The organism is Shinella sp. 1A1 (assembly GCF_055379515.1).
In genome coordinates this window covers 1,372,660-1,385,317 of record NZ_AP039671.1, presented here as the reverse complement: position 1 = coordinate 1,385,317, position 12,658 = coordinate 1,372,660, and the positions used below count along the sequence as shown (strand labels likewise).

The 12,658-nt window shown below is 66.3% G+C and carries 12 protein-coding genes; 7 read left to right on the top strand and 5 right to left on the bottom strand.

Annotation, left to right across the window (positions count from 1 at the left end; genetic code table 11):
* Positions 1-19 precede the first annotated feature (19 nt).
* The 3 genes from ACZ48C_RS07015 to ACZ48C_RS07005 form a co-directional block, all read right to left on the bottom strand.
* On the bottom strand, positions 20-1,258 hold the full coding sequence (locus tag ACZ48C_RS07015) for a vWA domain-containing protein (protein WP_464782572.1): 1,239 nt from the start codon (positions 1,256-1,258) through the stop codon (positions 20-22).
* A gap of 3 nt (positions 1,259-1,261) precedes the next feature.
* Positions 1,262-2,137, bottom strand: a complete 876-nt coding sequence (locus tag ACZ48C_RS07010) for an AAA family ATPase (RefSeq protein WP_318912391.1) — start codon at positions 2,135-2,137, stop codon at positions 1,262-1,264.
* Positions 2,138-2,215: 78 nt separating this feature from the next.
* Positions 2,216-2,668: a flavin reductase family protein gene (locus ACZ48C_RS07005; RefSeq protein WP_205536226.1), complete on the bottom strand. Its 453-nt coding sequence runs from the start codon at positions 2,666-2,668 to the stop codon at positions 2,216-2,218.
* 216 nt (positions 2,669-2,884) lie between these two features.
* Here ACZ48C_RS07005 and ACZ48C_RS07000 point away from each other — a divergent pair, with 216 nt between their 5' ends.
* The 5 genes from ACZ48C_RS07000 to purB all read left to right on the top strand — a co-directional run bounded on the left by ACZ48C_RS07000 (position 2,885) and on the right by purB (position 7,823).
* The gene (locus tag ACZ48C_RS07000) at positions 2,885-3,961 is read left to right on the top strand and encodes an ABC transporter substrate-binding protein (protein WP_464782571.1); all 1,077 of its coding nucleotides are present in this window, start codon (positions 2,885-2,887) and stop codon (positions 3,959-3,961) included.
* On the top strand, positions 3,958-4,962 hold the full coding sequence (locus tag ACZ48C_RS06995; protein WP_464782570.1) for a P1 family peptidase: 1,005 nt from the start codon (positions 3,958-3,960) through the stop codon (positions 4,960-4,962). Before ACZ48C_RS07000 ends, ACZ48C_RS06995 begins: the two co-directional genes overlap by 4 nt.
* Positions 4,963-5,029: 67 nt before the next feature.
* On the top strand, positions 5,030-5,707 hold the full coding sequence (gene rpe, locus ACZ48C_RS06990) for a ribulose-phosphate 3-epimerase (protein ID WP_464782569.1): 678 nt from the start codon (positions 5,030-5,032) through the stop codon (positions 5,705-5,707).
* Positions 5,704-6,435, top strand: coding sequence for a DUF2259 domain-containing protein (locus ACZ48C_RS06985; protein ID WP_464782568.1), 732 nt, complete (start codon positions 5,704-5,706; stop codon positions 6,433-6,435). The genes rpe and ACZ48C_RS06985 overlap by 4 nt, the downstream gene beginning before the upstream one ends.
* A gap of 80 nt (positions 6,436-6,515) precedes the next feature.
* On the top strand, positions 6,516-7,823 hold the full coding sequence (gene purB / locus ACZ48C_RS06980) for an adenylosuccinate lyase (protein ID WP_119258321.1): 1,308 nt from the start codon (positions 6,516-6,518) through the stop codon (positions 7,821-7,823).
* A gap of 96 nt (positions 7,824-7,919) precedes the next feature.
* On the opposite strand, the gene ACZ48C_RS06975 is transcribed toward purB, so the two are convergent.
* Entirely contained in the window at positions 7,920-8,720 is an 801-nt protein-coding gene (locus ACZ48C_RS06975) for a DUF2189 domain-containing protein (protein ID WP_464782567.1), read from the bottom strand.
* 170 nt (positions 8,721-8,890) lie between these two features.
* On the opposite strand from ACZ48C_RS06975, the gene ACZ48C_RS06970 reads away from it, so the two are divergent.
* Together ACZ48C_RS06970 and ACZ48C_RS06965 are read left to right on the top strand one after the other, a co-directional pair.
* Positions 8,891-9,451 (top strand): RBBP9/YdeN family alpha/beta hydrolase, encoded by a 561-nt coding sequence (locus ACZ48C_RS06970; protein WP_464782566.1) that lies wholly within the window; start codon positions 8,891-8,893, stop codon positions 9,449-9,451.
* 90 nt (positions 9,452-9,541) lie between these two features.
* On the top strand, positions 9,542-12,148 hold the full coding sequence (locus ACZ48C_RS06965) for a sensor domain-containing protein (RefSeq protein WP_464782565.1): 2,607 nt from the start codon (positions 9,542-9,544) through the stop codon (positions 12,146-12,148).
* 87 nt (positions 12,149-12,235) lie between these two features.
* Here the strand turns inward: ACZ48C_RS06965 and ACZ48C_RS06960 are convergent, their stop codons facing one another.
* Positions 12,236-12,556, bottom strand: a complete 321-nt coding sequence (locus ACZ48C_RS06960) for a DUF1476 domain-containing protein (RefSeq protein ID WP_119258325.1) — start codon at positions 12,554-12,556, stop codon at positions 12,236-12,238.
* Between the last annotated feature and the right edge of the window lie 102 nt (positions 12,557-12,658).

Sequence of the window (12,658 nt, the reverse complement as noted above, 5' to 3'; positions counted from 1 at the left end):
TTCCTCCTCCCTCATTCTCTCACGCCGCGGGCAGGAAACGGCGCGGATCGCCGGCGCCGCGCCGCACCATGCCCGAAAGCGCTGCCACCAGATCCGCCATGGCCTCCAGATTGTGCACCGGGCGCAATTCGTCCACATGCGGCAGCATCGCCCGCACCCCGCGCGCCCGTGCCTCGAACCCTTCGAAACGCAGGAGCGGGTTGAGCCAGATGAGCTGCCGACAGGAACGGTGCAAGCGGTCCATTTCCTTTTCGAGCAGTTCGATGCCCTCGCGCTCCAGCCCGTCGGTGATGAGCAGCACGACGGCGCCCTGCCCCAGCACGCGGCGCGACCAGAGCCGGTTGAAGTCCTTCAGTGTCTCGCCGATGCGCGTGCCGCCGGACCAGTCGTTCACCGACTGGCTGCACGCCTCCACGGCAAGGTCGGGATCGCGGTGGCGCATCTGGCGCGTGACATTGCTGAGCCGCGTGCCGAACAGGAAGGCGTGGACCCGGCGGGTCTCGCCGAGCGCATGCAGGAAATGCAGGAAGATGCGCGTGTACTGACTCATCGAGCCGGAAATGTCGGCGAGCACGACGAGCGGCGGATGCACCGTCTTCGGCTCGCGGTGGCGCGGCAGGATCAGAGCGCCGCCGGTGCGCATGGCATGGCGCATGGTGGCGCGGGCGTCGATGGCGACGGGACGGGTGCTGCGGCGGAAGCGGCGGGTGCGCACCTCGTCCATCGGCAGGACGAGATCGGAAATCGCCCGTTTCGCCGCCGCAAGCTCGGCGGACGTCATCTGCGCGAAATCCGTCCTGCGCAGAAGTTCGCTGCCCGAGGCGGTGAAGCGGGCGTCGAGCTCGATATCCGGCTCGTCGCGCTCCCTGCGCCGGTCCTCCTGCCCGCCGAACAAGGCGTCCGAAACGCGGGTTTCCCCGGCCTTGCGTTTTTCCCGCTCCTCGTGCCGGGTCACGACGGGCGACATCAGCGCGATCATCTTGCCGACGAGATCGCGCGAGCGCCAGAACAGGCGGAATGCCTCGTCGAAAACCGCGTCGTCCTCGTGGCGCTTGACGAGCGTCGCGTGGAGCGCGGTGTAGAATTCCTCGCGCTCGCCGATGCCGATGGCCTCCACCGCCTCGATGGCGTCTGTCACCGCCGCCGGGCCGAGGCGAAGGCCGGCCTTGCGCAGCACGCGGGCGAAATGCACGATATTGTCGGCGAGCCGCCCTTCACCGGCAGTGCCCGAATTTCCGTTGCCCACCGCCCTTGCCATCGCTCAACCCGCCGCCGCCAGACCGGCCTTCACGTCGTCGAGCAGCTTGCGGCCCTCCGCGCCCTCGATGCGGGCGATATCGTCCTGGTATTTCAGCAGCGTTCCCAGCGTGTCGGAAACCGTTTCCGGGTCCAGCGCCATCCGGTCGAGCTCGGTGAGCGCCGTCGCCCAGTCGATGGTCTCGGCAACGCCGGGATTCTTGAACAGGTCGAGCCCGCGCAGCCTCTGGACATAGGCGACGACCTGCTGTGAGAGCGTGGCATTGCAGCCCGGCACCTTGCGGCGGATGATCTCCAGCTCCTGCGCGGCGTCGGGATAATCGACCCAGTGATAGAGACAGCGCCGCTTCAGCGCGTCGTGCACCTCGCGCGTGCGGTTCGTCGTGATGATGACGATGGGCGGTTCGGCGGCGCGGATCGTGCCGAGCTCCGGCACCGTCACCTGGAAATCCGACAGCACTTCCAGCAAAAAGGCCTCGAAGGCCTCATCGGTGCGGTCGAGCTCGTCGATGAGAAAGACGGGCGCGCGGCCGTCCGGCGAGGACAGGGCCTGGAGCACCGGGCGGCGGATCAGATAGCGCTCGGAGAAGATATCGGCCTCGATGCGGCCGCGGTCGGTGGTGCCGGAGGCTTCGGCAAGGCGGATTTCCAGCATCTGCGCCGGATAGTTCCACTCATAGACCGCCGAGGAGATGTCGAGCCCCTCGTAGCATTGCAGGCGGATCAGCGGCCGGTCGAGGGCGGAGGCCAGAACCTTGGCGATCTCCGTCTTGCCGACGCCGGCCTCGCCTTCGAGGAAGAGCGGCCGCTTCATGCGCAGCGAGAGGAACAGTACGGTCGCCAGCGAACGGCCGGCAAGGTAGTTCCCCGCCGCCAGCATCTCCACGGTTTCGTCGATGCATTGCGGGATCTGTCCGCGTCGATAGGGCACGTCGTTCCTCCATTCCGGAGGATGAACTTATAGCGCGCGGTAGCCCCGGTCCATATAGAGAAGCGCCGGTTTGTGCTCACCGAAGGAGACGCCCATCACCTCTCCGATGAGCACCATATGGGTGGCCATCACCTTGAACTCGACGACCCGGCAATCGAAGGCGGCGAGCGCGTCCTTCAGAACCGGCGCGCCCGTCACCAGTTCCTGCCAGTTGCCCATGGCGAAGCGCTGTTCGGAGGTCAGCGAGGGATCGCGGCCGGAAAAGGCATTGGCAAGCTCGATCTGGTCGGCGGAAAGCGTGTTCAGCGCGAAGCGGCCGCTCTTCTCGAAGATCGCGTTCTTGGGGTTGGAAGCGTTGACGCAGGCGAGCAGCATCGGCGGATTGTCCGATACCGAGCAAGCGGCGGTGATGGTCACGCCGCGTTTCTCGCCTTCATGCGCGGTCGTCACGATCTGCACATGGCCGGCATAGCGGCTCATGGCATCCCTGTAGAGTGACGAATCCACCACCAACCTGTCCAACACGGCATTCTCCTTTGACACATGAGATACATGGCGAAAGTGAAGAAAAATGTAACCCCCGGGGCCGAAAATTCCTGTCCCACCAGAGACAAAGCGGATCCCGGAACGATAATTCCCTTTGACGCCCGGGGCCCGATCCTTACAAAGGGCGGGATCGCGATCCATGGATTGAGAATGAAGACCGCCGCCCTTGCCAGCCTCTTCGCAGCGTCCGTGCTTGCCGCCGCGCCGGCAGCCGCCGCGGGCCTCACCTTCGCCGTCGTCGCGCCGAAGGACGGGCCGCTCGCCATTCTCGGCCAGCAGGTCCGCGACGGCGCGCGCTTTGCCGCCGAGGCGAACGGCGACACGGTCGTCGAGATTGCGGAAGCCTGCGACGAGACGGACGGTGCCGGCATCGCCAAGGCAATCCTAGCGGCCGATGCGACCGCCGCCGTCGGCTTCCTCTGCTCGGAGGGGCTTGCCGCCTCGCTGCCCGCGCTCGCCGAGGCGAATGTGCCGGCCGTCACGCTTTCCGTGCGCTCCGGCATCCTCATGGAGGATGCGCTGAAGAAGAAATGGCCGCTCTTCCGCCTCGCCCCCGGCCCGAAGGCGGAAGCGGACAAGGCGGTGGAGATCATCACCCGCGACTGGAAGGCCGAATCCTTCGCCCTCATCGACGACGGCACGATCCATGCCCGCGAGCTTGTCGAGGCCGTGCGGCTGCGGCTGGAGGAGGTCGGCATGAAGGCGACCTTCGTCGATACCTATCGTCCGGCTCAGGAGCAACAGCTCGCGCTCGTCCGCCGCCTCGCCAAGACCGGCGCCACCCATGTCTTCGTCGGCGGCGACCGCACGGACGTCGCCGTCATCGCACGCGATGCGAAAGCCGAGAAGAAGCCGCTCGCGCTCCTCGGCGGCGAGGCGCTGGTCGGCGCCGATCCCGTCGTGCCGATGACGGATGGCGTGGAGGCCATCGCCCTGCCCGACTACGGGTCCCTGCCGGAGGGCGCGCCGGTCGCCGCGGCGATGGCGGAAAAGGATATCGTCGCGGAAGGCTATGTGCTGCCCGCCCACGCCGCCGTCACGGTACTGGCGACAGCTGCCGCCGGGGGCGGCGACCTCACGCAGAAGCTTGCCAAGGGCAGCTTCGCGACGGCCATCGGCACGGTCGCCTTCGGTGCCGATCACGAATTGAAGGAAAATCCCTACCGTCTGCTCGTCTGGCGCGCCGGCGCCTTCGTGCCGGTGGACAAGGCGGCGGAGAGCGAGTGATGACGCCCGGCCCGCGAAACCTCATCACCGACGTTGCGGGCCTCACGGTCGGCAACGCCACCGACCATGTCCTTCGCTCCGGCGTCACGGTCGTGCTCTGCGAAGAGCCCGCGACGGCGGCTGTGCAGGTGCTCGGCGGCGCGCCGGGCACGCGCGAGACGGATCTCCTGGAGCCGCACAACACGGTCCAGACGGTCGATGCGCTGGTGCTGTCCGGCGGCTCGGCCTTCGGCCTCGATGCCGCCTCGGGCGTGCAGGCAGGCCTGCGCGAGGCGGGACGCGGCTTTGCCGTCGGTCCCCATCGCGTGCCCATCGTCCCCGCCGCCATCCTCTTCGACCTCATGAACGGCGGCGACAAGGACTGGGGCCGCTACCCGCCCTATCGCGAACTCGGCTACCAGGCACTCGCCAATGCCGCCGGAACGTTCGAGACCGGCAGCGCCGGGGCCGGCACCGGCGCCCTGACCGCGACCTTCAAGGGTGGACTCGGCTCGGCCTCCAGCATGCTGGAGAACGGCGTCACGGTCGGCGCGCTGGTGGCGGTCAATGCGCTCGGCTCGGCCACCGTCGGCGACACCCGGCATTTCTGGGCGGCGCCCTTCGAGGAGGACGGCGAGTTCGGCGGGCTCGGCCTCCCCGCCCCGTTCCCCGCCGATGCGCGCATCCCGCGCACGAAACTGTCGCCACGGCCGGCGGGCGTGGAGAACACCACCATCGCCGTCATCGCCACGGATGCGGTGCTGACGAAGGCGGAGGCCAAGCGCCTCGCCATTGCCGCCCATGACGGCTTTGCCCGCGCGCTCTGGCCGGCGCATACACCGCTCGACGGCGATCTCGTCTTCGCTCTCGCGACCGGCAGGAGCGGCCGCGCACCGGCGGCGGAGGATTTCATCGACCTCTGCGCCGCGGCCGCCTCCACCATGGCCCGCGCCATAGCGCGCGGCGTGCACGACGCGGCGGCGATGCCGGGCGACGTGATGGCGACTTGGGCCGCACGGTAATTCGCCCGTTGTTCGGCCCTGCCGGGAATGGTATGGCGACGCCAGATTTCTCGCCCAGGAGCCTGACATGACCCTTCCCATCCGGATCGCGCCTTCCATCCTCGCCGCCGACTACGCCAAGCTGGGGCAGGAAGTGCGCGACGTCGTCGCGGCCGGGGCGGACTGGATCCATCTCGACATCATGGACGGCCATTTCGTGCCGAACATCTCCTTCGGCCCCGACGTCATCAAGGCGCTGCGCCCGCATACCGACGCCTTTTTCGACTGCCACCTGATGATCGCCCCCGCCGATCCCTATCTCGAAGCCTTCGCCAAGGCGGGCTGCGACGGCATCACGGTCCACGCCGAGGCCGGCCCGCATCTCGACCGCTCGCTTCAGGCGATCCGGGCGCTCGGCAAGCGCGCGGGCGTGGCGATCAACCCGGCGACGCCCGAAAGCGTGCTCGACTATCTCCTCGACAAGATCGACCTCGTCCTCGTGATGACCGTCAATCCCGGCTTCGGCGGCCAGAAGTTCATTCCGGCGATGGAAGAGAAGATCCGCCGTGTGCGCGCCATGATCGGCGAGCGGCCGATCGAGTTGCAGGTCGACGGCGGCATCACTGTCGATACGATCGCGCTGCCGGCCTCGGCCGGCGCCAATGTCTTCGTCGCCGGCTCCGCCATCTTCGGCGGCGGCCATGTCGAGGCCTATCGCAAGACGGTCGACACCCTGCGCGGCAATGCGGAGGGTGCGCGGGCGTGACGATCTCGGGAAGAGCGGCCATCGTCCTTGCGGCTTGCCTTTCGGCGGCGGGCGCCCAGGCGGGCGATTTTTCCACCTTCCAGTCCCTCGGCTTCTCGCCGGACGGCAAGGTCTACGCCTTCGAGGAATTCGGCGTTCAGGATGGCTCAGGCTTTCCCTATTCCAATGTCTACTTCATCGACACTGAGAAGGACTCTTATCTCCCGGGCACGCCGATCCGCGTGCGCATCGACGACGAAGCGGCCGGCATCGCCAAGGCGCGGGCGGAAAGCCGCGACAAGGCGAAGGCGCTCGCCGACCGGTACGACGTGCTGGCCAATCCCGGCGTGCTCGCCGCCTTCAACCCGATGGGGGAAGGCAATGTCGATACGAAGCGCATCGAATATCTCCAGCACGCCGTCGAACCGACGGTCGGCGGCGCCTTTGCTCTCGCCATCGAGGACATCGCCCTCGACATGACGGACCGGTGCCGCGACATCGCGCCGGACGGCATCAAGGGCTTCCGCCTCAAGCTCGTCAAGAACGACGGGGCCGTCGCCGATACGCTGGTGCACGAGGACAAGCGAGTGCCCGAGAGCCGAAACTGCGCCTTCTCCTACCAGATATCCGGCACGGTCACCTTCAACGCGTTCAATGTGAAACCGGTCCATGTCGCGCTCGTGCTGGTGCGCAGCTTCGGCTTCGAGGGCGCGGACGGCCGCTGGATCGCGGTGCCCTTCCGCCCGTAGGGCCGCCATGCGTTGAGCTTGCCGGCCATCTTTGCTAAAGCGGCGGCAATTCCCACCCTCCCAAGGAAAGTCTAGAGCCGATGATCCCTCGCTATTCCCGACCGGACATGGTCGCCATCTGGTCGCCCGAAACGAAGTTCCGCATCTGGTTCGAGATCGAGGCCTATGCCTGCGACGCGCTGGCCGAGCTCGGCGTCATCCCGAAATCCGCCGCGGAGACCATCTGGGAAAAGGGCGGCAAGGCCGAATTCGACGTCGCCCGCATCGACGAGATCGAGGCCGTCACCAAGCATGACGTCATCGCCTTCCTGACGCATCTTGCCGAGTTCGTCGGCCCGGACAGCCGCTTCGTGCACCAGGGCATGACGTCTTCGGACGTGCTCGACACAACCTTCAACATCCAGCTCGTGCGCGCCGCCGATATCCTGCTTGCCGACATGGACCGCGTGCTCGCGGCCCTCAAGGCCCGCGCCTTCGAGCACAAGGACACGATCCGCATCGGCCGCAGCCACGGCATCCATGCCGAGCCGACGACGATGGGCCTGACGCTCGCCCGCTTCTATGCCGAGATGGACCGCAACCGCGCCCGCCTCGTCGCCGCCCGCGCGGAAATCGCCACCGGCGCGATCTCCGGCGCCGTCGGCACCTTCGCCAATATCGATCCGCGCGTCGAAGAACACGTCTGCGCCAAGCTTGGCCTCGTGCCGGAGCCTGTCTCCACGCAGGTCATTCCGCGCGACCGCCATGCCATGTTCTTCGCCACGCTCGGCGTCATCGCCTCGTCCATCGAGAACGTCGCCATCGAAATCCGCCACATGCAGCGCACGGAAGTCCTGGAAGCCGAAGAGTTCTTCTCGCCGGGCCAGAAGGGCTCCTCCGCCATGCCGCACAAGCGCAACCCGGTGCTGACCGAGAACCTGACGGGCCTTGCCCGCCTCGTGCGCATGGCCGTCACGCCCGCCATGGAGAACGTGGCGCTGTGGCACGAGCGCGACATTTCCCATTCCAGCGTCGAGCGCGGCATCGGCCCGGACACGACGATCACCCTTGACTTCGCGCTGAACCGCCTTGCCGGCGTCATCGAGAAGCTGGTGATCTACCCGGAGAACATGCTGAAGAATCTCAACAAGTTCCGCGGCCTCGTTCACTCGCAGCGCGTCCTGCTTGCCCTTACGCAAGCCGGCGTCTCCCGCGAGGATGCCTACCGCCTCGTGCAGCGCAACGCCATGAAGGTGTGGGAACAGGGCAAGGACTTCCTCGAGGAGCTTCTGGCGGACGGTGAAGTGCGCGCCGCCCTTTCCGAAGAGGCGATCCGCGAAAAGTTCGACCTCGGCTACCACACCAAGCATGTCGACACGATCTTCCGCCGCGTCTTCGGCACGGTCTGAGGTCTGAAAAGGCGATGGCGCCAATGGCGCCATCGCTCCCCTCTGGCGGGCGGTCTTGCACTCTCCTCCTGGCGCTTCCGCCCGCGAAACGTTTCCCTATCCCTCGTCGACGACAATCTTCCTGTAGAGATGCCAGGTGGCATGGCCGAGGATCGGCATGATCACGGCAAGCCCGACGAAGAGCGGGATCGAGCCAATGATCAACAGCGCCGCGACGATCAGGCCCCAGCAGGCGATCGGCACGGGATTGACCAGCGTCGCGCGCAGCGACGTCTCGACGGCGGCGACGGCCCCGACGTCCCGATCGAGCAGCATCGGGAAGGCGATGACGGTGGTCGCCAGCACGACCAGCGCGAAGCAGAAACCGATGGCATTGCCGGCCAGCATCAGGAGCAGCCCGTTCTCGGAATCGAAGACGGAGGCGAGGAACAGCGCCAGCGATTGCGGCGGCTCCGGCCCGTAGAGGCTGGTATAGAGCATCTGCGCGAAGACGAGCCATGCCACGAACAGCACCATCAGCATCGCACCCAGGGCGAGGATCGACGGCAGGGCCGGCGAATGGCGAACCTCCAGCGCATGCAGCCAGGACGCATCCATGCCCCGCTCGCGCCGACGGCTGATCTCGTAGAGGCCGATGGCGAAGAACGGCCCGAGCAGCGCGAAGCCCGCCACCAGCGGAAAGATCAGCGGCAGCATGTTGGCCCCGGAACTCCAGGTGACGAGCACCACGCCGCAGATCGGATAGATGAGACTGAGGAAGACGTAATGCGACGGCTTGGCGCGAAAATCGTCGAAGCCGCGCATGAGCGCATCCCGGATATCGGTGAGGCCGATCCGCCGGATTGCCGGATGGGCGACCATCTCGCCGGGGCCGGCCATGACATGAAAGCTCGCCATGATACTCCTCCTTGCCGGTTGGAAACCGTCAATGGCGCACCAAGTGGAGGGCAATCGTCCGCCACCACGGCAGGCCGTGACTGGCATTGAAGACCGCGAATCATACACCCGGAGGGCCGATTTGTCCCGCCCCCTTGACTTCAGCACTTCGTGAACGCACATCCGGGCGCATGAAAGTCTCGGAAGCAGATATCCTCATCGTCCCCGGATACAGCAATTCCGGCCCCGACCACTGGCAGAGCCGCTGGCAATCGAAACTCTCGACGGCGCGCCGCGTGGAACAGGCCGAATGGGCAAAGCCCGTGCGCGAGGACTGGGTGCAGCGCGTGGTCGAGGACGTCGCGGCGGCCACGAAGCCCGTCGTCATCGTCGCCCATTCGCTCGGCGTCGCCAGCGCCATCCATGCCGTGCCGCATCTCGGCGACAAGGTCGTCGGCGCCTTCCTCGTCGCGCCGCCCGATGTCGCCAATCCCGATATCCGGCCGAAGCACTTCATGAGCTTCGGGCCCTATCCGCGCGATCCGCTGCCCTTCCCCTCGCTCGTCGTCGCCAGCCGCAACGATCCGTTCGGCACCTACGAACACGCCGACGACATTGCCGCCGCCTGGGGTTCGCTTCTGCTCGACGCCGGCGAATCCGGCCATATCAACGCGGAATCCGGCCACGGCCCCTGGCCGGAGGGAACGATGGTCTTCGCCCAGTTCCTCAGCCGTCTCAAGGCGCCGGCCTGACCGGCCGGGACCCTCATTTCATCATTAAGAGGAATTTCATAGAAATCCTGCACGCTGCCGGCTGTTGAGTTCATTGCAGGCGCCGCGTTTATGGCCAAACCTTCCGGTTCGACCTCCATTGCCATGCGGGAAGCGGAGCACGAATCGTTCTACCGCCGCCTGTTCGACCGTTCCGGTTTCGGCTTCGCCGCGCTCGATGGCGAAGGCCGCATCGTGGATGCGAATGCCGTGCTGCTCAGGGCGCTCGGCATTGCCTCCTTCTCCGCACTCACGACCTTCAAGGCTGCCGTCTCGCCCAAGGACCGCGCCATTCTGCCGCTCGCCATGCGCGCGCCGATGGCCGAGCAGTCGCCATGGGAAATCCGCCTCCAGCGCGCGGATGGCGCGGAATTCTGGGTTCTGGCCTCCTTCATCGCACCGCCAGTCAATCCCGGCGAAGATGCTCCGCCGGCCCTGATCGTCCAGATCGTCGACATCGACGAGCGCAAACGCAACGCGCTGGAACTGGCCGAGCGGGAAAGCCGCTGGAACCACGCGCTCGAATCCGCCGGACAGGGCGTCTGGGACCATGATTTCGCCCGCGGCGACCTGTTCTATTCCCGCCAGTGGCGCACGATCCGCGGCCTTCAGCCGGACGACCCGATCGAGGGAAACCTCGATGCGTGGATCGATTCCGTCCATCCCGACGACAGGCCCCATGTGCTCGCGCAGATCGCAAGGCAGGAGAGCGGCGAAGCGCCGTTCAACGTCTTCAGCTATCGCGAGAAGCACAAGGACGGGCGCTGGATCTGGATCGAAAGCCGTGGCGCGGTGGTCGAATACGATGACGACGGCAAACCGAGCCGCATTGCCGGCACCGACACGGACATCACCGAACGCAAGGAGGCGGAAGAGCGCCTCGCCCAGATGTCCCGCCGGCTGGAGCTGGCGCTCGACGTTTCGCGCATCGGCGTTTTCGAGGTCAATCTGCGCACGGGTGAAGTGCGCTGGGACGACCGGATGATCGAGATGTACGGGCTCACCGAGGCCCCGGACGGCACCACCTGGGAGCGCGCTGTGCATCCCGGGGACAAGCGCAAGGCCACCGCCAAGGTGCGCGACGGTATCTTCCACAGCCGGGATTTCTCCAACGAGTTCCGCATCATCCGCGGCGACGGCGAGATCCGCCACATCCGCGGGCGGGCCGCCCCCTATCTCGACGGCACCGGCGTCCCGCGCCTCATCGGCGCGAACTGGGACGTGACCGACGACGTGCTGCTGCAGGAGGAGTTGAAGCACGCCAAGGAGCTTGCCGAAGCCCATAACGACGAGCTGGAAGCGGCGCGGGCCCGCATCGAATACACCGCCCTGCACGACCACCTGACCGGGCTTCCGAACCGGCGCTACCTGGATGCGGCCATCGAGGAGGCGGCGGAGGCCGCACGCCGGTCCGGCAGCCGGCTTGCCGTGCTGCATATCGACCTCGACCGCTTCAAGGAAATCAACGACACGCTCGGCCACCTTGCCGGTGACGAAATGCTCATACACGCCGCGAAGGTACTGGGCGAACTGAAGGGAGACGGCGACTTCGTCGCGCGGATCGGCGGTGACGAATTCGTCTTCCTTTCCAGCGCCTCATCCGGGCGGAACCTCGCAGTGCTTGCCGAGGCGATCGTCGAGGCGATGCGCAAGCCCGTCACCTTCAACGGCCATATCTGCCGCTTCGGCGCCAGCGTCGGCATCGCCAGCCAGTCGGGCGCGGCCGTCGACGCCAAGCAACTCCTCGTCAATGCCGACCTTGCGCTCTACCGCGCCAAGAACCGCGGCCGCAGCCGGCACGAGTTCTTCACCAGCGATTTCCAGGCACAGATCATCGTCAAGAAGCAGACGGCCGACGATATCCTCTCCGGCATCGAGCAGCGCCGCTTCCTTCCCTGGTACCAGCCGCAATTCTCGGCCCGCACGCTGGACATGACCGGCGTCGAGACGCTGGCCCGCTGGGATCATCCGACGCGCGGCATCCTTACGCCGGATACCTTCCTGAAGATCGCCGAGGATCTCGACTGCGTGGCGATGATCGACCGCATCGTGCTGGAACGGTCGCTTGCCGATTTCGCGGAATGGCAGTCCATGGGGCTCGGCATCGGCAAGATCTCGGCGAACGTTTCCTCCAAGCGCCTGCACGACCCGGAGCTCGCCCGCTCGTTGCAGATGCTGGACATCCCTCCAAAATCGCTGTCATTCGAGCTTCTGGAATCGATCTTCCTCGATGACTGCGACCGCACGGTGCTGGAAAACCTCGCCGAGATGCGCAGGCTCGGCATCGATATCGAGATCGACGACTTCGGCACGGGACACGCCTCCATCATCAGCCTGATGAAGCTGCGTCCGCGGCGCCTGAAGATCGACCGGCAACTCGTCAAGCCGGTCGCTCGCTCGCCCGGCCAGCGCAAGCTCGTCGGCACCATCATCGAGATCGGCCGCTCGCTGAATATCGAGGTGGTGGCCGAAGGCGTCGAGACGGCCGCCCATGTCGCCGTCATGCGCGACCTCGGCTGCGATATTCTGCAGGGCTACGCCCTCGCCCGCCCGATGCCGGCATCGGCGCTCCCCGCCTTCGTGGAGCGCCAGGAATGGCGCGCGAATGCCGGCTCCGCGCGCGACCTGCAGAACGAGGTCCGCCGCGCCGTCACCCGCCAGAGCGTTTCCGGACGCTAAACCGCTTCGCGCTTTTGCTGGAAATACTCAGGAAACGCAAAAGCCGCCCGGCATGCCGGACGGCTTTCGAAAACGCGCGAGCGCCGTTCAGTTCGCTTCGAGTTGCGAAATGGCGACCGCCAGAAGCTCGATCATCTGCACGCGGATTTCATCTTCGGTGCGGGCAACGCCGGCCGCGTCGAAATCGGCCTTGACCTTGCGCACGACATCCTCGTGGCCGACTTCCTCGAAGTCCGCGGCCACGACTTCTTTGGCATAGGCTTCCGCCGCTTCGCCGGTCTTGCCGAGCAGGCCGGCAGCCCACAGGCCGACGAGCTTGTTGCGGCGCGCTTCGGCCTTGAAGCGAAGTTCCTCGTCCAGTGCAAACTTGGCCTCGAAGGCCTTTTCCCGATCTTGTATGCCGCTCATATGTGTCTCCCGTAGATTTTCTGACCCGTGAGGCCTGACGATCATAAATCAAAACCCCGGCCGATATACAAGAGGAGCTTCCGCATCCCCCGGCAAAGGCCG